24 protein-coding genes and 1 tRNA gene are annotated in these 25,848 nt (G+C 68.7%); 14 read left to right on the plus strand and 11 right to left on the minus strand.

All coding sequences use genetic code 11. From position 1 onward, the window contains the following. The first annotated feature begins 237 nt into the window (after positions 1 to 237). The 8 genes from ABD333_RS39970 (at position 238) to ABD333_RS40005 (ending at position 7,226) form a co-directional block, all read left to right on the plus strand. The gene (locus ABD333_RS39970; RefSeq protein ID WP_344547832.1) at positions 238 to 564 is read left to right on the plus strand and encodes a hypothetical protein; all 327 of its coding nucleotides are present in this window, start codon (positions 238 to 240) and stop codon (positions 562 to 564) included. A 76-nt stretch (positions 565 to 640) separates the two neighbouring features. After that, positions 641 to 988: a hypothetical protein gene (locus ABD333_RS39975; RefSeq protein ID WP_344547833.1), complete on the plus strand. Its 348-nt coding sequence runs from the start codon at positions 641 to 643 to the stop codon at positions 986 to 988. Then, on the plus strand, positions 985 to 1,752 hold the full coding sequence (locus ABD333_RS39980; protein WP_344547834.1) for a hypothetical protein: 768 nt from the start codon (positions 985 to 987) through the stop codon (positions 1,750 to 1,752). The genes ABD333_RS39975 and ABD333_RS39980 overlap by 4 nt, the downstream gene beginning before the upstream one ends. 76 nt (positions 1,753 to 1,828) lie before the next feature. Beyond that, positions 1,829 to 2,746, plus strand: coding sequence for a hypothetical protein (locus ABD333_RS39985; RefSeq protein ID WP_344547835.1), 918 nt, complete (start codon positions 1,829 to 1,831; stop codon positions 2,744 to 2,746). Further along, positions 2,743 to 3,666, plus strand: coding sequence for a bifunctional DNA primase/polymerase (locus tag ABD333_RS39990; RefSeq protein ID WP_344547836.1), 924 nt, complete (start codon positions 2,743 to 2,745; stop codon positions 3,664 to 3,666). Before ABD333_RS39985 ends, ABD333_RS39990 begins: the two co-directional genes overlap by 4 nt. Continuing rightward, positions 3,663 to 5,243, plus strand: a complete 1,581-nt coding sequence (locus ABD333_RS39995; protein WP_344547837.1) for a hypothetical protein — start codon at positions 3,663 to 3,665, stop codon at positions 5,241 to 5,243. The genes ABD333_RS39990 and ABD333_RS39995 overlap by 4 nt, the downstream gene beginning before the upstream one ends. Positions 5,244 to 5,622: 379 nt before the next feature. Further along, a complete protein-coding gene (locus ABD333_RS40000) occupies positions 5,623 to 5,814 on the plus strand; it encodes a helix-turn-helix transcriptional regulator (protein WP_344547838.1) in 192 nt (63 codons plus the stop codon). After that, complete coding sequence (locus tag ABD333_RS40005) at positions 5,814 to 7,226, plus strand: tyrosine-type recombinase/integrase (protein ID WP_344547839.1); 1,413 nt, start codon at positions 5,814 to 5,816, stop codon at positions 7,224 to 7,226. The genes ABD333_RS40000 and ABD333_RS40005 overlap by 1 nt, the downstream gene beginning before the upstream one ends. A 138-nt stretch (positions 7,227 to 7,364) precedes the next feature. Here the strand turns inward: ABD333_RS40005 and ABD333_RS40010 are convergent. Beyond that, positions 7,365 to 7,437 (minus strand) — tRNA-Arg (locus ABD333_RS40010). Positions 7,438 to 7,562: 125 nt separating this feature from the next. Here ABD333_RS40010 and ABD333_RS40015 point away from each other — a divergent pair. Together ABD333_RS40015 and ABD333_RS40020 are read left to right on the plus strand one after the other, a co-directional pair. Further along, on the plus strand, positions 7,563 to 7,949 hold the full coding sequence (locus ABD333_RS40015) for a hypothetical protein (RefSeq protein WP_344547840.1): 387 nt from the start codon (positions 7,563 to 7,565) through the stop codon (positions 7,947 to 7,949). Between the two features lie 78 nt (positions 7,950 to 8,027). Next, positions 8,028 to 9,053 carry a D-alanyl-D-alanine carboxypeptidase family protein gene (locus ABD333_RS40020; protein WP_344547841.1) on the plus strand — a complete coding sequence of 342 codons (1,026 nt, stop codon included), beginning with the start codon at positions 8,028 to 8,030 and terminating at the stop codon, positions 9,051 to 9,053. A 125-nt stretch (positions 9,054 to 9,178) separates the two neighbouring features. On the opposite strand, the gene ABD333_RS40025 is transcribed toward ABD333_RS40020, so the two are convergent. The 10 genes from ABD333_RS40025 to ABD333_RS40070 form a co-directional block, all read right to left on the minus strand. After that, positions 9,179 to 9,595 carry an MscL family protein gene (locus tag ABD333_RS40025; RefSeq protein WP_344547842.1) on the minus strand — a complete coding sequence of 139 codons (417 nt, stop codon included), beginning with the start codon at positions 9,593 to 9,595 and terminating at the stop codon, positions 9,179 to 9,181. A 611-nt stretch (positions 9,596 to 10,206) separates the two neighbouring features. Then, entirely contained in the window at positions 10,207 to 10,608 is a 402-nt protein-coding gene (gene mscL, locus ABD333_RS40030) for a large conductance mechanosensitive channel protein MscL (RefSeq protein ID WP_344547843.1), read from the minus strand. A 40-nt stretch (positions 10,609 to 10,648) separates the two neighbouring features. Beyond that, the gene (cpaB, locus tag ABD333_RS40035; protein WP_344547844.1) at positions 10,649 to 11,269 is read right to left on the minus strand and encodes a Flp pilus assembly protein CpaB; all 621 of its coding nucleotides are present in this window, start codon (positions 11,267 to 11,269) and stop codon (positions 10,649 to 10,651) included. 127 nt (positions 11,270 to 11,396) lie between these two features. Continuing rightward, entirely contained in the window at positions 11,397 to 12,221 is an 825-nt protein-coding gene (locus ABD333_RS40040; RefSeq protein WP_344547845.1) for an S-methyl-5'-thioadenosine phosphorylase, read from the minus strand. Between the two features lie 218 nt (positions 12,222 to 12,439). Next, complete coding sequence (locus ABD333_RS40045; RefSeq protein ID WP_344547846.1) at positions 12,440 to 13,234, minus strand: SAM-dependent methyltransferase; 795 nt, start codon at positions 13,232 to 13,234, stop codon at positions 12,440 to 12,442. Between the two features lie 513 nt (positions 13,235 to 13,747). Beyond that, on the minus strand, positions 13,748 to 15,811 hold the full coding sequence (locus ABD333_RS40050; protein WP_344547847.1) for an MMPL family transporter: 2,064 nt from the start codon (positions 15,809 to 15,811) through the stop codon (positions 13,748 to 13,750). A gap of 2,024 nt (positions 15,812 to 17,835) precedes the next feature. Beyond that, positions 17,836 to 18,192: an FmdB family zinc ribbon protein gene (locus tag ABD333_RS40055; protein WP_344547848.1), complete on the minus strand. Its 357-nt coding sequence runs from the start codon at positions 18,190 to 18,192 to the stop codon at positions 17,836 to 17,838. A gap of 156 nt (positions 18,193 to 18,348) precedes the next feature. Then, complete coding sequence (locus ABD333_RS40060; protein ID WP_344547849.1) at positions 18,349 to 19,833, minus strand: potassium/proton antiporter; 1,485 nt, start codon at positions 19,831 to 19,833, stop codon at positions 18,349 to 18,351. A gap of 103 nt (positions 19,834 to 19,936) precedes the next feature. After that, positions 19,937 to 20,926: an NAD(P)-dependent oxidoreductase gene (locus ABD333_RS40065; protein WP_344547850.1), complete on the minus strand. Its 990-nt coding sequence runs from the start codon at positions 20,924 to 20,926 to the stop codon at positions 19,937 to 19,939. 69 nt (positions 20,927 to 20,995) lie between these two features. Next, positions 20,996 to 21,592 carry a 5-formyltetrahydrofolate cyclo-ligase gene (locus ABD333_RS40070; protein WP_410557463.1) on the minus strand — a complete coding sequence of 199 codons (597 nt, stop codon included), beginning with the start codon at positions 21,590 to 21,592 and terminating at the stop codon, positions 20,996 to 20,998. Between the two features lie 366 nt (positions 21,593 to 21,958). Between ABD333_RS40070 and galU the strand changes: the two genes are divergently transcribed. From galU to ABD333_RS40090, 4 genes are all read left to right on the plus strand, one after another. Next, on the plus strand, positions 21,959 to 22,867 hold the full coding sequence (galU, locus tag ABD333_RS40075) for a UTP--glucose-1-phosphate uridylyltransferase GalU (protein WP_344547851.1): 909 nt from the start codon (positions 21,959 to 21,961) through the stop codon (positions 22,865 to 22,867). A 37-nt stretch (positions 22,868 to 22,904) separates the two neighbouring features. Next, positions 22,905 to 24,113: a molybdotransferase-like divisome protein Glp gene (gene glp, locus ABD333_RS40080; RefSeq protein WP_344547852.1), complete on the plus strand. Its 1,209-nt coding sequence runs from the start codon at positions 22,905 to 22,907 to the stop codon at positions 24,111 to 24,113. Positions 24,114 to 24,118: 5 nt separating this feature from the next. Beyond that, positions 24,119 to 24,607, plus strand: coding sequence for a cyclic pyranopterin monophosphate synthase MoaC (moaC, locus tag ABD333_RS40085; RefSeq protein WP_344547859.1), 489 nt, complete (start codon positions 24,119 to 24,121; stop codon positions 24,605 to 24,607). A gap of 633 nt (positions 24,608 to 25,240) precedes the next feature. After that, complete coding sequence (locus tag ABD333_RS40090; protein ID WP_344547853.1) at positions 25,241 to 25,726, plus strand: MogA/MoaB family molybdenum cofactor biosynthesis protein; 486 nt, start codon at positions 25,241 to 25,243, stop codon at positions 25,724 to 25,726. The last annotated feature ends 122 nt before the right edge of the window (positions 25,727 to 25,848 follow it).

A 25,848-nucleotide genomic window follows, 5' to 3' on the forward strand; every position in this document is an offset into this window, starting at 1 on the left:
GCAGCCCGGGGCGGAACTGTCCACCCAACTGTCCGGCGAACTGTCCGACCCAACTGTCCGACCGGCCCCAACGCGCACGCGTGGACGCGAACACCCGCCCACGCCGGACAGTTGGACAGTTCCCGCCCGGACAGTTCACCCGCTACACGCTGCGTAACCACCCGCCGCTTCCAGGCGCCTCGCGTGCACGTACTCGGCTCGCGCGTCCCTCACTCTCAACTGCCAAGCGGAGGCACCATGCTGCCCTCGTCACCACCCACGACCCTTACCCTCACCGCCCTGGCGCTGACTCCGTCGCCGGCCCCGGCCTCTCCACCACCGGACACCGGACGCGGCGGCGGGGCGGGCCTGTGGCTGCTGCTGGCGCTGGCCGGGTTCATCTGGCTCATCGCCCATTTGGTCTCGGTCCGGCTGCACCCGCTGCGCACCTGCCGCGCCTGCGACGGCACCGGCCTGCACCGCGGCCACTTCTTCACCCACACCATGCGGCTGTGCCGCCGCTGCGGCGGCACCCGCCGCGAACTACGCCCCGGCGCCCGCGCCACCGGCCACCGTGACCACTGACCCCCTGGCCCCGCCGCACCGGAACCCGCTCGGTCCCGGGGCCTTCTGCTGCCCGCCCTCCGGAAGGGAATCTGTCATGGCCTCTGCTTTCCCGCCGGCCGATCAGTGGCCGGTGCTGAACGCCCCCGACTGCCCCACCTGCCAGACCACCACCGACGTGGTGTTCATCGGCCCCGCCGACCGCATCGACGGCGGCCAGGTCAACGTCTGGCACTGCCGCACCTGCCCCGCCGACTGGACCATCCCGGTCACGCACTGGCCGGTCACCAGCGGCCCCGCGTGTCCGTACTGCCACACCGCGGTCACGTGCTGGGCCGCGATCGAGCCCGACCAACTGGGCGACCTGTGGCTGTGCGAGCACGGCCACGAGTACGTGCTGACCCCCGAAGGACTGGTCATCACCCCCGGAGATGAGGCGACATGACCGCACCCTTGCATGTCGTCCAGTACTCCGGCGGGATCGGCTCGTGGGCCGCCGCCCAGCGTGTCGCCGCCACCCACGGCACCGACAACCTGGTGTTGCTGTTCGCCGACACGCTGGTGGAAGACGACGACCTGTACCGGTTCCTCGCTGACAGTGCCGCCCAGCTCGGGATCGAGCTGGTCCGCGTTGCGGACGGCCGGGACCCGTTCCAGGTGTTCACCGATCAGCGGTTCCTGGGCAACTCTCGGCTGGCGCCCTGCACGGCGCATCTGAAGCAGATTCCGTGCCGGCGCTGGCTGGACGAGCACGCCGACCCCGCCGGCGCGGTGCTGTATGTGGGGATCGACTGGTCTGAAGCGGACCGCACGCCTGCGATCGTCAAGGGCTGGGCGCCCTGGCGGGTGGAGTTCCCCATGTGCGACCCGCCGCACCTGACCAAAGCTCAAATGCTCGACTGGGCCCGGTCCCTCGGCCTGACCCCGCCACGGCTGTATGACCTGGGCTTCGCCCACAACAACTGCGGTGGCGCCTGCGTGCGCGCCGGGCAACGGCAGTGGAAACACCTGCTTCAGGTCTTCCCCGACCGCTACGCCGCCGCCGAACACGCCGAAGCGACCATCCGCACCGACCTGGGCGACGTGGCGATCCTGCGCGAACGCCGCCGCGGGCAGTCCCGCCCCCTCACCCTGGCCGAACTTCGCCGCCGCCAGACCCCGCCGCTGTTCGACCTGACCCCCGGCAACGACACCAAGGACGCCGCATGAGCGATCACAGCGCGATCGAGTGGACCGACGCCCTCTGGAACGACATGTCGGCTCCAGCCAGTGGATGGGACGCTGCATGACCGGCCCGGAAACGTCGAACGTGGCCGCCCACGACGCGTCGGGTCCAGCTGCGCGCGACGTGTCGCGTAACGCCGGCGCGACGCGACGGCTGTGCGCCTGGTGTCAGGGCCCGATCCCGCCGGCGATGCGGCGTGATGCGGTCTGCTGTTCGGTGCGCTGCCGGCAAGCACGCCACCGGTTCAACCGCACCGTCACAGGTCCCGCGGCGCGAGACGTCGCGGACGGCCGCGCGCTACGGCTGGCCTATGCCGACCCTCCCTATCCGGGCAACTCCCGGCTGTACCGCGGGCACCCCGACTACGCCGGCGAGGTTGACCACGCTGCGCTCATCGCCCGACTGACGACCTACGACGGGTGGGCGCTGTCGACCTCGGCCGCCGCGCTGCCCGCCGTGCTGGCTCTGTGCCCGCCCGGCGTTCGCGTCGCTGCCTGGCACCGCGGCGAACGCCCCACCACCTCCCGATGGCCGCTGAACGCCTGGGAACCAGTCATTTACCTACAAGGGCGCCCCACCGATCCGTCGCGTCTGTCGGCGACAGACGCGACGCGTCGAGTGGACTCTCTCGTACACGGCGTCGCACCGATGACCACCCTGCCCGGCCGAGTCATCGGCGCCAAACCCGCCGCGTTCTGCCGCTGGATCTTCGACCTGCTCTGCGCTGCCCCAGGCGACTTCCTCGACGACCTGTTCCCTGGGTCTGGTGCCGTGACCCGAGCATGGGCGGCCTTCACTGGCGAGCCCGACCCGTCGCGTGAGGTCCTACACGACGCGTCGCGTCCCACCACGGCGCAACACGACGCGTCGCGTCTGTCGCCGACAGACGCGACGCATCGGCGGGGCGCCCGGCCCGAACACGTCGCATCCGCCGACGAGCACGACGCCTCGCACAACCCCGGAGAAAACGCAGCATGACACCCACCGCGCCGTCACAGCCCAGCCTTGGCACGCTGCTGCGCTACGCGCTGGCCGCCGCCGCCCGTGGCTGGCACGTCTTCCCGCTCGCCCCCGGCGACAAAGTCCCGCCCAAGGGCCTGCCCTGGAAACGCACCGCCACCTGTGACCCGGACACCATCCGGCGGATCTGGGCACGCCGTTCCTACAACATCGGCATCGCCTGCGGCCCGTCGCGCCTGGTGGTGATCGACCTCGACGTGCCCAAGCCCGGCGAACACCCGCCGCCCCGGTGTGCCCTCCCCGGCATCACCAACGGATCGGACGTGTTCGCACTGGTGTGCGCCGAGGCGGGGGAGGCGATGCCGCTGGAGACCTTCCAGGTCCGCACCCGCCGCGGTGGGTTCCACCTGTACTACACCGCCCCCGACCACATCCGGTTGACCAACACCTCCGACGAGCACGGCAACGGCCTGGGCTGGAAGATCGACACCCGCGGCGACGGCGGATACGTCGTCGGGCCGGGCAGCTTCGTAGACCTGGCCGATGGCGCCGGGGCCTACGAGGTGATCCACACCCCCGACCCGGCGCCGCTGCCCGGCTGGCTGGCCGAACGGCTCCGCCCCGCCCCACTGCCTGAGCAGCGCCCCGTGGTCGTGAACCTGGCCACGGGGCGCCGCGGCGCCTACCTGGACGCCGCGATCACCGCCAGCCTCAACGCGATCGCCGCCGCACCCCAAGGCCGCCGCAACGCCACCCTGTACGGCGCCGCGGTCGCCCTCGGCCAACTGGTGGCCGGCGGCGCACTGGACGCCGCCGCAACCGAAGACCTGCTGTTGAACGCCGCGACAGGCACCGGCCTGGCCGAGATGGCCGCGCTCCGCACCATCCGGTCAGGGTTTCGCACCGGTGCCAATCGTCCCCGGAAGGTCCCCGCATGACCACCCCGCCGCGCCTGCAAGCCGGTTCCGGCCCCGAAACCATCCGCGTCCTCAAAGCCGCCCTGGCCGACAACCTGCTTCCCGACACCTACGTGTCGGCCGGGGCCCTGGTTCACATGGAGACCGTGTCGGGCGGGCAGACCAGCCCGGCCGCCGATGAAGACTCACCGCTGCCGGTCGCCGCCAGCCCGATCACCCCGGCCACCCTCGCGGGCCTGCTGGCCGAACACACCTACGTCTACCGGATGAGGTCCCGCAAGAACGGCAACGGCGACCCGGAATTCTACGAGGAGGAGATCACCCCGCCCCGCGAGATCCTGGCTTCGGTGTTGGCGGGCAAGACCTGGCCCGGCTTGTTGCCGTTGCGCGGGGTGATCGGCGCGCCGGTGCTGCGCCGTGACGGCACCTTGCTTCAGCGCCCCGGCTACGACTCGGCCACCGGCCTATACCTGGCGTCCAAGGTCGATCTTCCGCCGGTGCCGGACCAGCCCACGCCAGAGCAGGTGCATACCGCGCGGGACTTCCTGCTGCACCGGTTCTTGCGTGACTTTCCGTGGGCGGGCAAGGCCGATCGGGCGAACTACATCGCGTTGCTGGTCACGCCGATCTTGCGGCACTTCACTCGCTCGCTGACGCCGTTCGCGTTGATCGACGCGACCATGCCCGCCTCCGGGAAATCCATCCTGACCGGCGGCCCCGGCATGCTGTATGGCCAGCGCGTCATCCCCTGGGCCTACACCGAAGAAGAACTGCGCAAAAGCATCACCGCTGTGCTGGCCGAACAGGTCGGGGTGGTGGTGTGGGACAACCTGGCCGAGGGCACCGTGATCGACTCGGCCACCCTGGCGCTGCTGGTCACCGCTGGCGTGTGGTCGGACCGCCAATTGGGGGCGTCCCGCAACATCGCCACCGTCAACGACCGGCTGTGGATGGCTACCGGCAACAACCTTCAGGTTGGCGGAGACATGGCGTCGCGCACCGTGCGGGTGCACCTGGACCCCAACATGCCCCGCCCCGAACAGCGCGACCAAAGCCGCTTCGGCATCCCACACCTGGACCAGTGGATTACCACCCCGGCTAACCAGCTCACTGTGTTGTGGCACCTGCTGGTGCTGGTATTGGACTGGACCCGGCAGGGAGCGCCGCGCGCCGACACGATGGCGATGCGGCAATTCACGCCCTGGGCCCAGGCCCTCGGTGGTTTCCTGACCCACCACGGGATCGACGGATTCTTGGCTAACGCCGCCGACGTCCGGGGGATCGACGAAGACGAGACCCGCTGGCGCGCGTTCCTGGCCACCTGGCACTCCCTGCATGGTGACCAGCACATGACCGCCGCCGAACTACGCGCCTCGGGTGAGCCCGACCGGATCGGCTTCGACGAAGACGACCGGTGGGAAGGCCAGTTCATCACCACCCACACCGGCCGCCCACCCAACGTGCTCGCCCTCGGACGCCTGCTCACCGGACAAGTCGGCCGATGGCGCGGCGACTACGTCATCCGCTCAGCCAAAAACCACCGCGGCGACCGCAACGTGTTCTGGGTCGAACACCACCAGGGAGAGCGCCATGCCTGACCCGATCCGAAAAGCGCTGAAACATCTCCGCAACGCCGCATCCCCGCAGAACCGCCAACGACCTGCACAAACACCTGCGGAGATGAGAGCCGTCGTCAATCGTCCATCTCCGCATCTCCGCACCCAGTGCGGAGATGACCCCCCAGTTGCGGAGATGGACCGAGCCCCACCGCACCCATCTCCGCACGCATCACCGCAGCTCACAGCCACAAATGCGGAGTTGCGGGGATGCGGGGATGTTTCAGCCCCTCCCGCACACGACACCTGAGCCCCGACGACCGAACGCGATCACCGAACCCGGCTCCGTTCCGCGCGCCCAGGCGCGCTGGGACGGAGCCGTCTTCATGTCCGCCTCAACTAAGAAACGAGGCCAAACGCGATGGTGAAGACCGCCGACCCAGATCTCACCGTGGCTGACATCTGTCGCATTCTTCAGATTTCGCCGCGCACGTTCTACGAGTGGCGCGCGAAGGGAAGGGCGCCACGGTGCAAGAAGATTCCGAACGGTGAGCTGCGCATTCGCCGTGCCGACTTTGACCGCTGGTACGACGACTGTGGGGACGCCGCTTGATGCGCAAGACTACCTACAAAGTCAAAGTCCTGAAGATCGAGACTCGCCGCAACAAGCACGGCGAACCGACCTCGTACCGCGTTGAATGGTGGACCGACAACGAGCGCTGGCGCGAGACCTTCAAGAGGGAACCTCAGGCCGACGCCTTCCGCAGTTCACTCATCACCGCCGCCCGAAACGGTGAGGCGTTCAGCCTGACCAACGGCGAACCCCTCTCCTGGGGACGGGCGAAACGGGCCACCACGAGCTGGTACGACTTCGCCTGTTCCTACGTTGACATGAAATGGAAGGACGCTGCCGCCAAGTATCGGCAGGACATCGCCCGAGCCCTCACCGCAGCAACTCCCGCAATGATCATTGAGGATCGCGGCATGTCCGATGCCGCGTTCCTCCGCAGCGCCATGCACCGGTGGGGGTTCAACACAAAGGACCGGCCGAACGCCCCCGACGAAGTAGCCGGCGCGCTGCGCTGGCTGTCACTGAACACGAGGCCAGTAGCCGACCTTGTGGACCCGGCCGTCGCGCGGGCCCTGTTGACGGCAGGGACGTCCCGGCTCACCGGCAAGAGTGTTGCGCCCAACACTGCCCGCAAACACCGCATGCTGCTGGCCAACGCCATGGATTACGCCGTCGAACAGGGCCTGCTCGACGAGAACCCCATCCGCTCGCTCAAGTGGACACCTCCGCGCGCCAGTGGCCAGGTCGATCGGCGAAGCGTCGTCAACCACACCCAGGCACGGGCGCTGTTGGCCGCGGTGGAAACCCAGCAGCCCAGCGGAAAGCGCCTCATGGCCTTCTTCGCGCTGATGTATTACGCCGCGCTTCGTCCCGAGGAAGCGATGAGCCTGCGTAAGCAGGATGTGACCTTGCCCGCTCTCGTGCTCAACAAGGCAACCCAGGAACAGGAGGAACCCGCCGACGCATGGGGAGAGATCCACCTGAGCGAGGCCCACCCATTCGCTGGCGCAGCCTGGACCGACGACGGCACGGCCCGCGAGAAACGGGCCCTCAAACACCGTGCCGAGGGAGAGGGGCGCACCGTGCCATGCGAGCCCGCGCTGACCCGCATCCTTCGCCGGCACCTCGCCGACTTCGGCGACGGGCCGCATGGGCTGCTGTTCTACGGCGTCCGTGGCGGAGACCTACCCGCCATCACCTACCGGCGTGCCTGGCGCAAGGCTCGCCAGGACGCCCTGAGCGCCAGTGAAGCCGCCTCACCCCTGGCCGCACGCCCCTACGACCTACGTCACGCCTGCGTTTCCACCTGGCTCAACGCCGGTGTCCCGGCCCCGCAAGTCGCCGAATGGGCTGGTCACAGCGTGGAAGTCCTGTTGAGGGTCTACGCCAAGTGCATCGACGGCCAGGACGAGACCGCGCGACGCCGCATCACCGAGGCGCGAGAGGAGGACTGAGAGGGCGCCCTCCGTGGGGGCGTATTGGGGGTGGCCAGCCGAACTGAGCCGCATTCATCCGCACACAACTGCATACAGCCCAAAGCCCCTGGCCCGCGTTCGCGCTGGTCAGGGGCTTTTTTCGTATGGTGGGAAGGGCGCCCCCGGCAGGATTCGAACCTGCGACACCCGCTTTAGGAGAGCGGTGCTCTATCCCCTGAGCTACGGAGGCATGCCGTTGCTTGCCGGAAGAGCGTAGCGGACGGCACATACAGGGTAGAGGAACGGGAGCACCGGTCGCTCCTCTTATGCGGGGCTATAGGCCGGGACGGGGTCGGATCGGTACGCTCTGTTGCCGTGACGGGACGGCATCGAGGGGACCTGGCGGCGCTGAAGCGTGCTCCGTGGCGGGTGTTGGCTCTGGTCGCCGGTGCGATCGTGGCCCTCGGGCTGGTTGTGGGGATCATGGTGCGCGGCGGCGGGTCCGTGGAGGAGGAGCGGCAGCAGGGCGCGGTGGAGGTCAGGCCGACGCCGTCGGTGTCGGAGACCTATCCGACGTACGGGGAGTACGTGCCGCCACGGCCCGTGAAGAGCCCGGTGCCGCGGTTGCGGACGACGCCTCGGCCGAAGGTGACGCCGAGCCGGCCCACGCGGCGGCCGGAGGTGCGGCGGTGCCCGCCGGGATGGTCCGAAGTCCCCTTCCTTCGCAGGTGGTGCCTGCGGCACGGGTACGGCGTCCGGTGAGACCTGATGCGCCCGGGTCACTCGGAAACCTGTAGTAGCGTTCCTGCGGACTGCTCTCAGGGCATCAGGAGGAGTGAATTGCCAACCCCTCGGTCGGCGGGGCTGACCGCGGTTTTCCTGGTGATGACGCTGGGGGCGCCCGTGGCGCAGGCCGCGGTCGCTGACCCCCTTGAGGCACTCCGGCGGCAGGCCTCCGCGGCTCGTTCGCAGTTGGAGAAGGCCACCAAGCAGATGGAGGGCCGCAAGAAGGATCTGGCACGCTCCCAGGACAAGCTTCGGGTCACGCTGAAGGACCTCGGCAAGGCGGAGGCGGAGCTCAACCGCATCCGGGAGCCCCTGGCGAGGCTTGCGAACGCCTCGTACCAGCAGCCCGGCGCCGCGGGATCCATGGCGATCTTCGGGGGCGGCGCGTTGGACGACGCCCTGCGGGCGACCGCGGACGTCACCCATCTGGCGAACGGGCAGGACGCGTTGGTGCGGAAGGCCGACGAACTGCAGGCGCGCCGGTCCCGGCTGACCTCGGCCGCGCAGGAACTGCAGTCGAAGAACGCGGTCGAGCAGACCCGGTTGCAGCAGGAGATCGACGGGCTGAAGGACAAGTCGACGCGGCTGACCAAGCAGCTGACGACGATGCTCAACCGGATGCGGATCGACCGCGACCGGCGGCTGGAGCTCGGCTGTGACAAGGAGCTGGCCGCGGACGCGCGGAAGTTCCCGAACGGGCTGATCCCGAGCAAGTACCTGTGTCCTCTGCCGCAGAAGGGCGAGCAGCTCCGGGCCGACGCGGCCTTGGGGTTCTACAAGTTGAACGCCGCGTACAAGAGACGCTTCGGACGCGATATCTGTGTGACCGACTCTTACCGGAGCCTGGCCGACCAGAACCGTGTGTACTCGCAGCGGCCCGGGTTCGCGGCCGTGCCGGGCACGAGTAACCACGGACGCGGCCAGGCGGTCGACCTGTGCGGCGGCATCCAGAACTCGGGCTCGATCCAGTTCAACTGGATGGAGGCCAACTCCAAGAAGTACGGATGGCTGCATCCTGCGTGGGCCTACTCCAATCCGTTCGAGCCATGGCACTGGGAGTTCGGCACCGACGACGACTAGGGCGTCGGGATGGTGCGGGCGGTGACGGTGCCTTGCGGCGAGTTTCTGGTCCGGGGCCACGTCCTTGGTGAAGTCCTCTCGTCCAAGGCAGTGGTGTTGTCGCCCGGCATGGTGGGCGTAGCCGTCTAGGTGGCGGGCGCCTCGGTGGCGGGGACGACCTCGACGGTGCAGTAGCGGCACCGGCGGGCCTTCACCGGGATGTCGCTGAGGCATTGTGGGCATTCGCGCTCGGTGACCTCCTTGTGGCGGTCCATGCGTTCGATGAGTTTGGTGGTCGGCAGGACGACGACGAAATAGACGATCACTGCGGTCACGAGGAACGCGATCGCCGAGGTCAGGAACACGCCGTACGGGAACTTCGTCCCGTTGATCGTTACCGCCAGCCGGGTGTAGTCGGGTTCGCCGCCGAACAGGGCGATCAGCGGCGCGATGAACGCCGTCGCGAAGTCCTTCACGAGGCTCGCGAACGCGGCGCCCACGACGAACGCCACCGCGAGTTCGATGAGGTTGCCGCGGATCAGGAACTTCTTGAAGCCACCCATGGACGCTCCTGCGGGGACGGTGGAGTCGTTCAAACCCGCCCGTACCCACGGAAGTGCCCCTTATTGACCTCTCTGTGAGTTCCCGGTCACTGAGGGAGGGGACGGGTGCGACGGTTAAGGGGCGGGGTGGCGATCCTCGTGGTGCGGGAAGGCATGGATGGCTGGTAGGGAGCCGTTGCGGTAGTCGTGCTCGTTTCGCCTCAGCGATGAGTGCCCTCCGTCTCAGCTATGAGTGGCCTCCGTCATGGAGGGCAACGCCGAAGCCGCCCAGGGGCAGCCTGTTCCAGCTGGCGCCCGACGCAGCTGACGAGCGGCGCACCGACGAACCGGACACCGGCGACGACGATCGCCCGGTCACGCGGCGGGGGCTCGCCGTAGACGAGCCGGTGCGGAGAGTTTGACGGACCAATAGGGGGCGGTCGATGGGCTGGTGCGTAGGGCGTTCGAGTCGGGCCTTATGAGGGTTGCCGCGGTGGGTCTTGCGGGAGGGGGTAGTCCCGATCGTGCAGAGGTGGACGTTCAGGGCTGGGGTGGCGGTCCTCGTGGATGCGGAGGGCGTTGGCTCTGGTCGGGTTTCGGATGTCGCCGGGGCCCGGGCTACACGGCCGGTTCTATGGGACGGGGGTTAGTTCGGTTGTGCAGAACTTGCAGCGGGCGGCTTTGACGGGGATCTCGCTCAGGCAGGCCGGGCAGTCGCGTTCGGTGGCGAGCTGGTTGCGGTTGAGGCGGTCCAGGAGGGTGGCGATCGGCCGGACGACCAGGAAGTAGACGACCGCCGCGATGATCAGGAACGAGATCAGCGCGTTGAGGAAGACGCCGTAGGCGAACTTCGACCCGTTCACCGTGAAGTAGAGCGAGCCGAAGTCGGGCTTGCCTCCGATCGCGGCGATCAGCGGGGTGATGAACGAGGACACCAGCGCGTTGACCAGTGCGCCGAATGCGGCGCCGATGACGACCGCCACGGCCAGCTCGACCAGATTGCCGCGGAGGAGGAACTTCTTGAAGCCGTCCATGAAAACCCCGTACCGTAATCGATCAGTTGCACATCGTGAGCTACCCCACGATAGTGACCGACAACCTTGATCGGGCGGAGACCGCGACCAGTGCCGAGGCCTGTGTGGTCGAGGTCGCGACGACCACGAGGGCTCCCTGGTCGGTCGACGCAGCGTTCGGTCCCCGCGGCACCGCGATCACCGTCACCCCGCTGGCGACCAGGCGTGCCCATGGAGCGCCGTGGCCTCCACCGGTGGTCAGCGGATCTGCCGACGGTGTCGCCAGGACGTCGATGCGGTCGCCGGCCCGGAGCAGGCGTACGGCCGCGGCATCGGCGATCCGGACCGGTGTCGCCACCGTGCCCGGCGCGAGCCCTCGCAGCAGGCCCGGGCTCATCAGCCGGGCGTCGGTCAGCGGCTCGCCTCGCCGAACTGGGCCCGCCAGCCAGCGCCCCGTCACCGGCGTGCGCAGCGCACCGTCGGGCACCAGCGCGGCGGGCAGCGCCACCGTACGGAGATCAGCAGGTCGCAGTGCGGAGCCGCCCGGCAGGTCCCGGGCAGCGGTGACCACGGTGATCGAGGACGGTGGCCCGGGCCGGAGCGCGAGCAGGGCCAGACCCGTGGCGGCCGCCGCCGACAACGCCGCGACCGGCCGCCGCCATCGCGCTAACCACCCGTTCATCAGGCTCTGCCGGAGTGCCGTGTCGTGGACGCGGTCGGATCGGCCGGTGGCATCGTGTGGCGGTCGGGCGCGATGCTTGCCGCGCCGGCCTTAACGAAGCGGCGCGAGGGGGTGGACGCGCTGGCCGTCATGGGAGGTCCAGGGGGAGTGCCATGCCGTCTAGGGCGCGTGAGCAGGGACAGGTGCGGTCGCTGGGAAGGGCGCCGACCACATCGGAGACTACGGCCCGGAGCCGGTCGATGTTTTGGGCGAAGACGCGGTAGACCTCCTCCATCGTGACGCCCTCGCCCTCCTCGATGCCGGCGTCCAGATCGGTGACCAGGCAGAGAGGGGTGTAGCAGAGGGCGAGCTCGCGGGCGAGCACGGCCTCGGGGTGGCCGGTCATGCCGACGAGCGTCCAGCCCTGCGCCGCGTACCACTGTGACTCGGCGCGGGTGGAGAAACGCGGGCCCTCGATGACAACGAGGGTGCCGCCGTCGACCGGCTCCCAGTCGGCCTTGCGCGCCGTCTCAACGGCGACGCCGCGGCCGATGGGGCAGTAGGGGTCGGCGAACGAGACGTGGATCGCTGCGTTCTCGTCGTAGTAGGTCTGCGCGCGGCCGGACGTCCGGTCGACGAACTGGTCGGGCACGGCCAGGGTGCCCGGACCGTAGGCGGGGGTGAGTGAGCCTACGGCGCTCGGCGCGAGCACCTGGCGGACGCCGAGGGAGCGCAGCGCCCACAGGTTGGCCCGATAGGGAATCTTGTGCGGAGGGTAACGGTGGTCGCGGCCGTGGCGGGGAACGAACGCGACGCGGCGGCCGCCCAGCTCGCCGATCGCGATGAGATCGCTGGGCGGGCCGTAAGGGGTCTCGACCTGCACTTCCTCGATGTCGTCAAGGAACGAGTAGAACCCGGAGCCGCCGATCACACCGATCTCGGCGGCGGACGCGGATGCGGAAGGCGTTGTCATGCCGCCGACATTAACCACCGTCCGTGGGCATCCGGGAGGCCCTCCCCGATCTGTGGATAACTCCGCTTCCGTTGCCGGCTGTTACGGGTCGATGGCGTATGCCCAGCCAGTTGATGCTGGCCAATGCCAGTGGACGCCTATGGAGCCCACCCCGACCTCATGGGGCCGGGGCCTGAGGCGTGCCCCCACGCTGCCTGCTGCCTGGGGGCTCGCCTATGTCAGATCTTGCGCGCCACCCCGCACAGTGCGTCAACGTCATGAGGAGTGCCCCACGGGTTGGCTTCGGGGCGCCACTTGGTTACGGGGACAACGCCGGGCTCCAGTAGCTCCAGGCCGTCGAAGAACCGCGCGATCTCTTCGGGGCTTCGGAGCGTGTAAGGGACTCCGCCCTCTTCGTTGTAGTCGCCCTGAGCCTCGTCGAGCGCCTCTCCGCTCACGACGTTCACACCGTCCCAGAGAGACAGAAAGCTTCCTGAAGGAAGCGCGTCTACGAGCTTCCGAACGATGCCGTGAGGATCCTCCTCGTCGGCGATGAAGCCGAGTATGCCCATCAACATCAGTGCCACGGGGCGACTGAAATCCAGTGTCTTCGCAGCCGCGTTGAGGATCGCATCCGGTTCTTTCAGGTCTGCGTCCACATAGTCGGTGGCCCCCTCCGGCGTACTTGTAAGCAGCGCGCGGGCATGGACCAACACGAGCGGGTCGTTGTCGACGTAGACGATGCGGGTTTCCGGCGCTACGCGTTGTGCGACCTCGTGTGTGTTGTCCACGGTGGGAAGTCCGGTGCCGATATCCAGGAACTGGCGAATGCCCTCGCGTTCGCCGAGGTGCCGGACGACTCGCTGGAGGAGGTATCGGGATTGCCGCGCGGTGTCGACGATGCTGGGGACGTTCTCGATGAACTGGTCTCCGGCCGCGCGATCGACGGGATAGTTGTCCTTGCCGCCGAGCCAGTAGTTCCACACTCTGGCCGAGTGCGGCACGGTCGTGTCGATTTTGTCCAGGCCGGTCATGTGGGGCTCCGCTCCGAGGAAATATCCGAGATGTTCATTTTGGCGGTATGTGCGTTGATCGGCGATACCTTCCAGCGATCTGTCTCCGTGCGTCCGGCACAAAGTTCGTTAAGTCTCGCCTATCACTTGTGCTGAACCCGTACCTGCCACCCCTGTGCTCTCTCCTGGACGCACAGCCTAAGGACGTTCGTGGGCACTGTGGATAACTCGGCTCCTGGGCATAGCGAAGGGGCCCGGCGGGAGGATGCCGGGCCCCTTCTCGGGAGGTGGGTCTACTCGATCCGTGCTTCGGTTGGACGACCCGCGCTTGGGTCTGCACGACCCGCACTCGGGTTTGCCGACCCGCACTCGGGTCTGCGCGATGCGCGCTTGAGTTGGACGACCCGCGCTTGGGTTTGCGCGATCCTTGCGGATGGCGCGGGGGCCTTCCCTATCTCGATGTCAGCCGAGGGGATTCAGGGCTTTCAGCGGCTGGCCTCGATGTCCGCCGACTGAAAGCCGCTGACTCCGAGGTCAGCCGACCCGGTCCAGGACCTTGGGCGGCTCTGGGGAGGAGGCCGCGATGGGCGGCTCCTGCTTGGCGAGACGGCCCGGGGCCCAGATGCGGCGGCCCATGTCGAACGACAGCGCGGGCAGCAGCAGCGACCGGACAATGATCGTGTCGAGCAGGACGCCGAAGGCGACCACGAAGCCCATCTCGGCCATCGACACCAGCGGCAGGGTGGCCAGGGCGGCGAACGTGGCCGCCAGCACCAGCCCGGCCGAGGTGATGACGCCGCCGGTGACGGTGAGGCCGCGCAGGACGCCGCGGCGGGTGCCGAGGTGCTGCGACTCCTCACGGACGCGGTGCATCAGGAAGATGTTGTAGTCCACGCCGAGGGCCACCAGGAAGATGAACGCCAGCAGCGGGAATCCCGCGTCGGTGCCCTCGAACCCGAACCCGTGCCTGAAGATCAGCGCGCAGGCTCCCAGCGAGGCGAGGAACGACAGCACCACGGTGGCCATCATCAGCAGCGGCGCCACCAGTGCCCGCAGCAGCGCGACCAGGATCAGGAAGACCACGACCAGCACGATCGGGATGATGACCTTGTTGTCGCGCGCCGAGGCCCGTTTGATGTCCAGGTTGGTGGCCGTCATGCCGCCTACCTGGGCGTCGGCGCCCTGCACTCTGTGGACGGTGTCTCGCAGCCGGTCGATGGTGTTCTGCGCGGCCTTGCTGTCGGCCGAGTCCTTGAGGGTGGCCTCGTACTGGACCAGCCCGTTCACCGTGACCGGCTTGCCCAGTTCGGCGACGCCGGGCGTACCGGAGATGGCGCGGGCCACCTCGGTGGACGCGGACGCCTTGGCGATGACCACGGCCGGTGAGCCGGAGCCCGCGGGGAAGTGCCGGGCGACCGCCTCGGCGCCGACGATCGAGTCGGGCTTGTCGACGAACTGGCCGGCGTCGGAGAGGCCGTCGGCCTTCAGCGAGCCGAGGCCGAGGGTCATGGCGACCAGGCCGACCGAGGTGACGGCCCACAGGAGACGTGGCTTGGCGCTGACGAGCCGGGCCACCTTGCTCCAGATGCCGTGCTCCTTGTCGTACGACTCGGGGTCGAGGTATTTGACGTCATAGCGCGGCACGAGCGGCCAGAAGAGCCAGCGGCCGAAGATGACCAGCAGCGCGGGCAGGAGGGTGGTCATGGAGGCCAGGGCGGTGATGACGCCGGCCGCGGCGACCGGACCCATGCCCTTGGTGGAGTTCATGTCGGCGATGAGCAGGCACAGTAGGCCGACCGCGACAGTGGCGGCGGAGGCGATGATGGCGGGGCCGGCGCGGTGCAGCGCGTACGCCATGGCTTCGTGGCGGTCTTCGTGGCGGTGCAGTTCCTCGCGGTAGCGGGCCACGAGCAGCAGCGCGTAGTCGGTGGCGACTCCGAAGACCAGAACGGTGAGGATGCCTGCACTTTGCCCGTTCACGGTCACGCCGCCGTTCTTGGCCAGCAGGTAGACCACGGACTGCGCCAGGCCGAGCGCGAAGACGGCGCTCAGGACGGGGACGAACCACAACACCGGGCTGCGGTAGATGATCAGCAGCAGCACGATCACGACGATGCCGGCGGCCATCAGCAGGAAGCCGTCGATGGTCTCGAAGACCTTGAACATGTCGGCGCCGGCGCCCGCGGGGCCGGTGACGTGCGCGTCCAGGCCGGGCGGGCCGCGCTTGGCCAGATCGCGTGCGTCATCGACGGCCTTGGTGACGTCGACGTCGGTCAGCGGAACGAGGGTCTGCAGGGCCTTGCCGTCCTTCGACGGGAACGGCCCCTCCACGCCTTGCGCACCTGGCAGCTTGCCGAAGGTGGCCGTATCAGCCTTGGCCTTTGCCGTGTCTGCCGCCGTAATGGCACCGCCTGAACGTTCGTAGACGATGACGGCCAGCATCGTCTCGTCCTTACGGAACTGCTCCTGCAGCTTGACGACCTGGGTGGACTCGGCGCTCTTGGGCAACCAGCTCGCCGCGTCGTTCTTCTCTACGTCGCCAAGCTTGCCCGCCAGCGGCCCGAGGACCGCCAGCGCCACGACCCAGATGGCGAGCACCACCCATTTAGTACGTCTACCGGAGATCAGGCTTGCCAGTCGGTATGCCCAGCCCTTGGGGGGATCCTGGCTCGGTGCACTCATCGGTCCTCTCCTGCCTAACGCGCTCTCGAACGAGATATGTCGTGTTGGATTCAGATTGTCTCTAAAACAGAGACTTGTCAAGTAGTATCTCGTCTTGGGTTGATCGGTCTCACAGCGTCCATGCCAGCGTCCGCGGCGAAGGCCCGGGCCGGTATTGGGGAGCGCCCCGAGTCGTCCCTGACCCATCCCTGATGACTACTCGGGGATCCCAAACTCATCGGAGCCACCGATATCCGTTGGTCCGCTGACGTGATTTGGCTGCTCATCGCCACGTTCACTGGCATGACCTGATGCTCGCCGGACGGTGACCGCACGCGCGTCGGGCTTGGGAGGTGACCGGACCTACATCTTGCGAGTGAACGAGGCCACCAGGGCTACTCCCGGTGGCGTACAGGCAGGCCGGACGCTCAGCCGCAAGGAGGGCGGCCCCACTCAGGCACACGGAGGACCAGGCATTCCGATCGGAACCGCCCTCAAAGGTCACCGCACGCTAAAGGCCCATCGGAAAGCTATCCGCCGACTCCACCCGCGGTGCTGTGAAAGGCGGCCGACATGTCCAGGCACCCCCGTAGCGCCGCTACCCGAAGGCGCGTCAACCTTCCACACCGCGCCCGAACGCACGAAGGTTCCCTGCCGGGGCCGGAAGTGGCCACGCCCCGAACTCCCTGCCACCGCGTCCACCCCACCACGACGGCCGTAGCCCCAGGGACCCGCCACCACATCCGCACCGCCGTCAGCGTCCCCTGAATTGGGATTGCCCGCCCCCGGCCTCGTCGACATCGCGGCCGCATTGCCCCTAGGACCACGTCGCCCTCACGGTCGCCACCACCGCGCTCGCACCGCGACAGCCGTCCTGCCGCACAGTTCGCAACGACCGTGACCTTCGTGCTGGCCGGCAGACGGCCGTGCTGCCGTCACGATCCTGATACTGGACCGTCGTGCCGCGGCCACTCGTCGTGCTCGCACGGCCGTCATGCTGCCGTCGCAGTTTCCGGATTGCCGCCAGCTTCGTATGGGTCGCAATGGTTCGGTCCGCCCATTCGTCCTGCTGCGACGGCCACTTCGGTGCCACGGTCGCGCCGCTGCCACGGTCTTGCTGCTCGGACCGTTGTGCTGTGGGCTACACGAATGGTGCCGCGGCGTGCGACCGTAGCGGTTGCGCTGCCGTCACCGTCGTTTGGCCGCGACGGTCGTTCTGTCCGCGCGGTCGTGCTGCCGCAACGGTCGCTCCGGCGCTGCGGTCGTGCTGTGGCCAAGCCCATGGTGCCGCGGCTGGCCGTCGCCACAGACACGCCGACGCGCCGTGCTGCCGCCATGGTCATGTTGCTGCGGGCGGTGCCGCCACCCGGTCGTGTGCTGTCACGGTCGTGCTGCGCCCACCGTCATGCTGCCACGGTGATGGCGCTGTGCTCACGGTCGTGCCCGCCGCAACGGTCGTAATCGTGGTGCCGCCACTGGCGGTCGCGCTGTCGGCCGGTCGTATCGCCATCATGGTCGTGTCGCGGCGGGTCGTGGTGCCGCCTCGGGCGCTGCCGCGAGGCGGTCATGCTGCCGTCATAGTCGCGGTTCCGCGATCGTCGTGCTGGTCGCGACGGTCGTTCTGTGCGCGCGGTCGTGCTGGCGCGACGGTCGCTCTGCCGCTGCGGTCGTGCTGTGGCCATGCTCATGGTGCCGCGGCGGGCCGTCGCCACGGTCGTGCCGACGGGGCGTGCTGCCGCAATGGTCATGTTGCTGCGGGTCGTGCTGGTGCCACGTCATGGTGCCGCGGCGGCGACGCCGCTGCCACGGTCGGTGTTGCCACGGGGGCTGCGGCGTTATCGGGGTGCGGCGTTGGGCTACGGGCCTTGCGTGGGGCTTCTACCTCGGTCTGGGGACGGCGAAGAGGGCCACGGCGGCCGTACGGGGACGGGGCCATGACCCTCTGAACGCTGGGACCGTGGTCAGGCGACCTTTGCGCCGGAGCCGCTCGTCGAGCTGCTGGAGCTGCTGGACGAGGAGGAGTCGGTGCTCGACGAGCTCGTGGAAGACGAGGAGTCCGACGATGAGGACGACTCCGACGTACCGGACGAGCCATTGGACGTCGAGCTGCCGGCGCCCACGGTCGACGACGACTTGCCGGAACCCCTGCTGTCGGTCCGGTAGAAACCGCTGCCCTTGAAGATGATGCCTGCGGCAGAGAAGACCTTGCGCAGCTTCCCTTCGCAGCTCGGGCACTCGGTCAGCGCGTCGTCGCTGAACTTCTGCACGACCTCGAGAGGCTCGCCGCACTCGGTGCAAACGTACTGATACGTCGGCACGGTTCCTCCTCGCTGACACAGCCCCGGTGTGGGGCTGGCACTCCTCTAGAACGACTGCTAATGGTACCCATGACTGGAACACGATTCGCCCTGGGCGTATTTCCAGGCCGTTCGCCTGGTGGCCGGGTAGGGCCATCGGCGGCCGCTGGGGCCGGGTCAGTGGCCGGTTTCGCCGAACCAGCCTGCCAGTTTGCCTCGGCGGCTCACGGCGCGGAGGCGGCGTTCGGCGGCGTCGCGGACCTCGGCGGTGCTGACCACCAGGAGGGTGTCGCCCGCGCGGAGGGTGGTGGTCGGCTCGGGTACGAAGCTGCTTCCGTCCCGGACGATCAAGGTCACCGAGGCGCCCGTCGGCAGGCGGAGTTCGAAGATCTCGACTCCGTTCAGCCGGGAGTCCAGGGGGATGCGGATCTCCAGGAGATCGGCGTGCAGTTCCTCCAGCGGGGCCGCTTCCACGTCGATCTCGCGGGCCTGCTCGTCGCTCTTGAGGCCGCACCAGCGTGCCACCAGCGGCAGGGTGGGGCCCTGGAGCAGCGTGAAGACGACCACGATGTTGAAGACGATGGAGAAGAGCCGTTCGGAGCCGAGGACGTCCTCCCTCATCGGGATCGTGGACAGCACGATGGGAACCGCGCCGCGCAGTCCCGCCCAGGAGGCGAAGATCTTCTCGCCCCAGCTGATCTTGAAGCCGATCGTGGACAGCACGACCGACAGCGGCCGCGCCACCAGGAGCAGAACGAACCCGATCACCAGGGCGGGCACGATCTGCCCAGGCAGTTTGCTTGGCGAGGCCAACAGTCCCAGCATCACGAACAGCCCGATCTGGGCCAGCCAAGCGATGCCTTCGGCGAAGCCACGTGTCGCGGGGCGGTGCGGTAGGCGCGAGTTGCCCAGTACCAGCGCGCTTACATAGACGGCGAGGAAGCCGCTGGCGTGCAGCAACGCCGCCGCGCCGTACGAACCGACTGCCAGTGACAGCACAGCGATCGGGTAGAGACCGGAGGCGGGCAGGGCCACCCGGCGCAGCGCGTACGCGCCAAGCCAGCCGATCGCGAAGCCGATCATGCCACCGGCGATCAGCTCGTAGATCATGACGCCGGCGAGCTCCGGCAGGCTCGGCATGCCCGGGGCCATGCTGAGCGTGACGACGACGATGATGACGGGTGCGTCGTTGAAGCCCGACTCCGCCTCCAGCAGCCCGCTCAACCGGGACGGCAGCGGCAGCCTGCGCAGCACCGAGAACACCGCCGCGGCGTCGGTCGGCGCGAGAACGGCGGCCAGGAGGAACGCCAGCCGCCAGTCCAGGCCGATCAGCCAGACGGCGGCGACCGCCACCACCACGATGCTGATCAGCGTCCCGATCGTGGACACCGCCAGCGCGGCGGGTACCGACGGCCGTACGTGGCGCCAGTTGGTGGTGATCCCGCCCTCGGCCAGGATCAGAACGAGGGCGGCCAGGCCGAGCGTCTCGGCCACCGCCGCGTTGTCGAACTTGATGTGCAGAGGGCCTGACTCGCCGATGAGCAGACCGAGACCCAGATAGGCGAGCAGCGACGGAAGTCCTGCCTGGTGCGACAGGCGGACGGCGACGATGGCGCTGAGTACGAGTGTGGCCCCGAAGAGTAGCCAGAGGTCGAGCTGCACATCCCACCCTTCGGGGTCGCGGAAGCCTGATCGTTAAGAGATCCTACAGATTCGTGTACGGATCACCTATTTGCGACTGACCGTTCGGGACGGCGGGAACGGATCAGCGGCGCTTGACCTGCGGGTCGACGCCGTTCACCACGTTCACCACAGGGCGGCCGGAGACGGCGGCGGCGATGTTGTCCTTGACCATCGTCACCAGCTTGATCTGGGACATCGAGCTCCCGCCCGCCGTGTGCGGCGAGACCAGCACGTTGTCATGGGTACGGAGCGGATGGTCGGCAGGCGGCGGCTCCTCCTCGAAGACGTCGAGCGCGGCCCCGGCCAGATTCCCCGATTCGAGTGCGGCGAGCACGTCGGCGTCCGGCGCGATCCCGCCGCGGCCCACGTTCACGAGCAGGGCGTTCGGCGGCAGGAGCGCGAGCTTCTGCGCGTTCAGCAACCCCGTGGTCTCGGGCGTCAGTGGGACGGCGACGACGAGGATGTCGGAGTTCGCCAGCAGGTCGTCGAACTCGCGGTACGTGGCGGCGGCCTGCGGGCGGCGGCGCCGGGACCAGTACGACACCGGGCTGCCCAGCAGGCCGAACAGCCGGGCCGCCTCCTCGCCGATCGGCCCGTACCCGATGATCCCGACCCGCTGCGTGTGGATCTCGCGCGGGCCACGGGCGAGCAGTTCCATCTGGGGCCACTCGCCCGCCCGGACGCGCCGGTCGCCCCAGACGAGCTGCCGGCAGAGGGCGAACGCGGCGCCGACCGCCCATTCCGCCACGGCCCGGGCGTTGAACCCGGCGGCGTTGGCCGCGGGCACCTCCGCGGCGGCGAGCGCGTCCAGATCGAGGCTGTCCGTTCCGACCGAGGGCATCTGAACGAACGCCAGGCGCGGCGCGGCCGCCACGGCATCGGCGTCGACGGCGAGCTGGCCGGTGAAGTCTCCGATGACCAGTTCGGCAGTCGGCAGCGCGGCGTGCAACCCGGCGCGGTCCCTCGTCTCCGGGAACGTGATCTCCACCGCGTCGCCGAGCGGGGCGAACAACCCCCGTACCAGGCCATGGTCGAGCGGAGGCAGGGAGAGAATCCGCCACGGCGTCGTCATGTCGTACCTCCAGCGCGCCCTCCGGGGGCGGGATCGACCGCGATCTTGTCGGGCTCAGCGTAGGGGCGCCTACGAGAACCGGAGTAGCCCGCCCTCAGGGGTCACGGCGGCACGGACACGGCGGTCGTGGGGCTCGGCGGGCACCTCGTCCACCAGCTCCCGGTCGTACACCAGCCCGATCGTCAGGATGGCCGGGCCGACTCTGGCGAGGGCACGGTCGTACGAACCGCCGCCGCGGCCCAGGCGCAGCCCCGTGCGGTCGATCGCCACGGCCGGTACGAGCACCACGTCCGCGCTGGCGACCGCCTGGGGTCCGCGCGGTGGCTCGGCGGGCTCTAGCAGACCCATGGGACCGGGAACGAGCGAGTCGGGGCCCTCGTACGACGCCCAGTCCAGATCGCCGTCCGGTAGGAGCCGGGGGAGAAGGACGTACGCGCCGCGCTTCCACAACCCGAAAATCAGCCCACGGGTGTCGGGCTCGGTACCGAACGAGACGTACGCCGCGATCGTGCCCCCCATCTCCAACTCAGGAACCGAAAGCAGAGCGTCCCGCATAGAACGAGCCGCAGCGGCGCGTTCGTCCGAGCTCATTCCCCCTCGCGCGGCAAGCAACGAGCGCCGCAGCTCACGCTTCGCCCCGTGCGCCACGCCTTGCGTACCAGACACGCCACCCGGAAGGCCGCGCGCATCGTCCTCAGCCTTGGGCGCGCCAAACTCAGGCTCCCGCACATCACCCTCCGCACCAGATGCGGTTTCCCGCGCGTCGTCTTCCGTACTAGGCGCGCCGACCCCAGACTCCCGCACTTCCCCTTCCGCACCGGACGCGCCGGGTTTTGGGGTGCGTGCGTCGGCTTCGGGGGCGGGTGCTTGTGGCTTGGGAGTGTGCGGGGCCCCTTTTGTGGCTTGCGTGTCGCCTTTGGCGGGAGTCGCGCTAGCTGCGGCCTCGCTTTTTGCTGAGTTTGTTATGGAGATTTCAGCCTCCTGCTCTGGGTGCTGCACGTTTCGCTCGCTCTCGATGGCTAGGGTCTTCGCATGGCCGACTTCGCACCTGTACTCAAGGCCGTCGTCCCGGCGGCCGGCCTCGGTACCCGATTCTTGCCCGCCACCAAGGCGACTCCCAAGGAAATGCTGCCCATCGTCGACAAACCGGCGATCCAGTACGTCGTCGAGGAGGCGGTCGCCGCCGGCCTCACCGACGTTCTGATGATCACTGGCCGGAGCAAGCGGTCCATCGAGGACCACTTCGACCGGGCCTACGAACTCGAGGACGCGCTGCGCGCCAAGGGCGACGAGGATCGCCTGGCCGCCGTGCACGAGTCCAGCGACCTGGCGATCATGCACTACGTCCGGCAGGGCGAGCCGCGCGGCCTCGGCCACGCGGTGCACTGTGCCCGCCAGCACGTCGGGAACGAGCCGTTCGCCGTGCTGCTCGGCGACGACATGATCGACGCGCGGGACCAGCTGCTCACCCGGATGATCGAGGTCCGGCAGAGGCACGGCGGCAGCGTCGTGGCGCTCATGGAGGTCGACCCCGACCAGGTGTCCGCGTACGGCTGCGCCGCCATCGAGGCCACCGACGAAGAGGACGTCGTGAAGATCACCGACCTGGTCGAGAAGCCGTCGGTGGAGGAGGCGCCGAGCAACTGGATCATCATCGGGCGGTACGTGTGCGACCCGGCGGTCTTCGACGTCCTGGAGAAGACCCCGCCCGGCCGCGGCGGCGAGATTCAGCTGACCGACGCGCTGCGTACCCTCGCCGACATGCCCGGCGACCAGGGCGGTGGCGTGTACGGGGTGAAGTTCCGGGGTCGTCGCTACGACACCGGTAACAAGCTGGAGTACCTGCGTACCGTCGTACAGTTCGCGTCCGAGCGCCCAGACCTGGCTCCCGAATTCATGCCGTGGCTACGGGAGTTCGTTCGGCAGAACGGCGGGGAGTAGCCGGTACGGAACGCGCGTACCCCGGGGAAGAGGTGCCATGAGGACGGTCGACGAGCATCTTGCGGACATCCTGGCCAACGTGCCGGTGCTGCCGCCGCTCGACCTGGCTCTGCTGGAGGCGGCGGGCGGCGTTCTCGCCGAGCCGGTGACCGCGCCGGTCCCGCTGCCGCCCTTCGACAATTCCGCGATGGACGGGTACGCGGTGGTATCGGCCGACGTCGCGGGTGCTTCTGAGGCCGAGCCGGCGGTGTTGCCCGTGATCGGTGACATCGCCGCCGGCGACTCCGGCGTGACCGCGATCCGGCCCGGCCTCACCGCGCGCATCATGACGGGCGCGCCGATGCCCGCCGGTGCCGACGCCGTCATCCCGGTCGAGTGGACGGACGGTGGCGCCGCGACCGTCCGGATCACCCGTCCCGCGCCGCCCGGCCACTACATCCGGAGGTCGGGAGAGGACGTCCTGGCAGGGCAGGTCGTCGCGAGCACCGGGATCCGGCTGGGCGCCACCCAGCTGGGCATGCTGGCGGCGGTCGGTCGTGCGCGGGCGGTGGTACGGCCCAAGCCGCGCGTCGTCGTGCTCTCGACGGGCACCGAGCTGCGCGAACCGGGCTCCGAGCTTGCGCCCGGACAGATCTGGGACTCCAACAGCTTCATGCTCACCGCCGCGGTGATCGAGGCAGGCGGAGTCGGCTACCGCCAGACCATGGTCGAAGACGATCCGCGCAAGGTGCTGGAGACGCTGGAAGACCAGCTCGTACGCGCCGACGCGCTGGTCACGTCCGGCGGCGTCTCCATGGGCGCGCGTGACGTGGTCAAAGAGGTGCTGACGGGTGTCGGCACCGTGCAGTTCCACAAGGTGCGGATGCGGCCCGGCAAACCGCAGGGGTTCGGCCTGATGGAAGGCACACCCATCTTCACGCTGCCCGGCAACCCGGTCAGCGCGTACGTGTCGTTCCAGGTGTTCGTCAGGCCCGCGCTACGTGCCATGCAGGGCTTGCCTCCGGAACCGCTGCCCACCGTCACAGCGGTATTGGCCGAGGACGTGAAGTCCCCGGCCGGGCTCGCGCACTTCCTGCGCGCGACACTGAGTTACAACCAGCACAGCTACACCGTCACTCCGGCGGAGGGACAGGGCTCCCACCAACTGGCCGCGCTGTCGTCGGCTAACGCGCTCATAGCGCTGCCCGAGGATGCCGAGGACCTGCCCGCCGGTTCGTATGTCGAGGTCTTGAGGTTGCCGTCATGAGCGCCATGGGTTCGGAATTCACCGGGTTCACGCATCTGGACTCCTCGGGAGCGGCACGCATGGTCGACGTGTCGGCCAAGAACGTGTCGTCCCGGACCGCCACCGCCACGGGTTTCGTGCGGCTGTCGCCCGACTGCGTCGCCACGCTGCGTTCCGGCGACGTGCCGAAGGGCGACGCGCTGTCGGTCGCCCGGATCGCCGGGATCATGGGCGCCAAACGCACCCCCGACCTGGTGCCTCTCTGCCACCCGATCGCGCTGCACGGCGTCTCGGTCACCCTGGCGGTCGAGGACGGCGGCGTCTCGATCAGCGCCACCGTCCGTACCGCCGACCGCACCGGCGTCGAGATGGAGGCGCTGACCTCGGTCACCGTCGCCGGCCTGGCCCTGATCGACATGGTCAAGGCGATCGACCCGGCAGCAGTGATCACCGACGTCCGGGTCGAAGAGAAGACCGGCGGCAAAACCGGCGTCTGGCGCCGCGGCGAGCCCTAAGCACACGTGCCGCACCAAGCCCATCCGCACCTGCACCCGAAAGTGCAGCGCGCCTGCCGCGCGCCCATAACCGCGCCGAACCTGCCACGTGCCGGTACGACGCCAAGCTCGCAATGCGCAGCCAACCGCGCTGGCCTTGCCCTACACCTGGTGCGCGTGCCGCGCGCCTGCCATGCGACCGTAACTGGCGCTGGGCATACGGTGCGCAGGTAATCGCGCCGGAACGTGGCGTGCGCCTTTGGTGAGCGCGTCGGGTCCGTCGTGTGTAGGTAAGTGTGCTGAGTTTGCCGGGTGTGCTTGACCGTGGTGGATCTGCCTTGTGCGCCTGGGCGGGCGGGTGCGTCGGTCACATGCGGGTGAGGACGGGCGACCCAGCGGCGCGTGGGCTCGTCGCGTCTGGGGGTGGGGGAGCGCATCGGGTCTGTGCGCGTGTTGGTGCTAACGCGCATTGTGAGCCCGCGAGGATAGGTACGTAACGAGCCTGCGAGGATGGGTACGCGCCAAATCCGCGAGGATTGGCGTATACCAGCCCGTGAGGATTGGCTACGCGTGTCTAGTCCCCGGACCGGGCGCATGTAGGGCGCGCGTACGGAGGGCTGGCGCATTTCGTACGAGCTGACCATGGAGGCGACGATGATCCGGACGATGGCCGTCACGGTGTCCAACCGGGCGGCGGCCGGTGTGTACGCCGACAAGTCCGGGCCGGTGCTCGTCGAGCTGTTGCAGAACCTCGGCTGTCAGGTGGACGGCCCGTTGGTGATCCCGGATGGCGAACGCGTCGAGGAGGTGCTGCGGGACGCCGTGGACGCGGAGTACGACCTGGTCGTCACCACGGGCGGCACCGGGCTCACGCCTATGGACCTGACGCCCGAGATGACCCGCCGGGTGGTCGAACGTGAGATACCGGGGATCGCCGAGGCCATGCGTATGCAAAACCGCGACGCTGTGCCCGCCGCCATCCTGTCGCGAGGCCTGGCCGGGGTCGCCGGTCGCACGCTCATCGTCAACCTGCCCGGCTCGACCGGTGGTGTCCGCGACGGTATGGCCGTCCTGGCTCCGGTGCTCTACCACGCCCTCGACCAGATAGGCGGCGGCGACCATCCGCGAATCGACGCCTAGGGCCTGTTTCGAAGTCTGGTTCGGGGTGGTCCGGCGTGTCTTGATCGTTAACGTGTGAGGCCTCCGGTAGGTGGTTTAACGACCAAGAAAAACCCGATACCGGAGGCCTCGTGGCCACCCTA

Source organism: Actinomadura fulvescens, from assembly GCF_039533225.1.
Lineage (GTDB): Bacteria > Actinomycetota > Actinomycetes > Streptosporangiales > Streptosporangiaceae > Spirillospora > Spirillospora fulvescens.

Bases quoted from the DNA above. Each gene is read 5' to 3' on its own strand.
- ABD333_RS39970 (WP_344547832.1), top strand. From the start codon at position 238: ATGCTGCCCTCGTCACCACCCACGACCCTTACCCTCACCGCCCTGGCG.
- ABD333_RS39975 (WP_344547833.1), top strand. From the start codon at position 641: ATGGCCTCTGCTTTCCCGCCGGCCGATCAGTGGCCGGTGCTGAACGCC.
- ABD333_RS39980 (WP_344547834.1), top strand. From the start codon at position 985: ATGACCGCACCCTTGCATGTCGTCCAGTACTCCGGCGGGATCGGCTCG.
- ABD333_RS39985 (WP_344547835.1), top strand. From the start codon at position 1,829: ATGACCGGCCCGGAAACGTCGAACGTGGCCGCCCACGACGCGTCGGGT.
- ABD333_RS39990 (WP_344547836.1), top strand. From the start codon at position 2,743: ATGACACCCACCGCGCCGTCACAGCCCAGCCTTGGCACGCTGCTGCGC.
- ABD333_RS39995 (WP_344547837.1), top strand. From the start codon at position 3,663: ATGACCACCCCGCCGCGCCTGCAAGCCGGTTCCGGCCCCGAAACCATC.
- ABD333_RS40000 (WP_344547838.1), top strand. From the start codon at position 5,623: ATGGTGAAGACCGCCGACCCAGATCTCACCGTGGCTGACATCTGTCGC.
- ABD333_RS40005 (WP_344547839.1), top strand. From the start codon at position 5,814: ATGCGCAAGACTACCTACAAAGTCAAAGTCCTGAAGATCGAGACTCGC.
- ABD333_RS40025 (WP_344547842.1), bottom strand. From the start codon at position 9,595: ATGGGTGGCTTCAAGAAGTTCCTGATCCGCGGCAACCTCATCGAACTC.
- mscL (WP_344547843.1), bottom strand. From the start codon at position 10,608: ATGGACGGCTTCAAGAAGTTCCTCCTCCGCGGCAATCTGGTCGAGCTG.
- cpaB (WP_344547844.1), bottom strand. From the start codon at position 11,269: ATGAACGGGTGGTTAGCGCGATGGCGGCGGCCGGTCGCGGCGTTGTCG.
- ABD333_RS40040 (WP_344547845.1), bottom strand. From the start codon at position 12,221: ATGACAACGCCTTCCGCATCCGCGTCCGCCGCCGAGATCGGTGTGATC.
- ABD333_RS40045 (WP_344547846.1), bottom strand. From the start codon at position 13,234: ATGACCGGCCTGGACAAAATCGACACGACCGTGCCGCACTCGGCCAGA.
- ABD333_RS40065 (WP_344547850.1), bottom strand. From the start codon at position 20,926: ATGACGACGCCGTGGCGGATTCTCTCCCTGCCTCCGCTCGACCATGGC.
- galU (WP_344547851.1), top strand. From the start codon at position 21,959: ATGGCCGACTTCGCACCTGTACTCAAGGCCGTCGTCCCGGCGGCCGGC.
- glp (WP_344547852.1), top strand. From the start codon at position 22,905: ATGAGGACGGTCGACGAGCATCTTGCGGACATCCTGGCCAACGTGCCG.
- moaC (WP_344547859.1), top strand. From the start codon at position 24,119: ATGGGTTCGGAATTCACCGGGTTCACGCATCTGGACTCCTCGGGAGCG.
- ABD333_RS40090 (WP_344547853.1), top strand. From the start codon at position 25,241: ATGATCCGGACGATGGCCGTCACGGTGTCCAACCGGGCGGCGGCCGGT.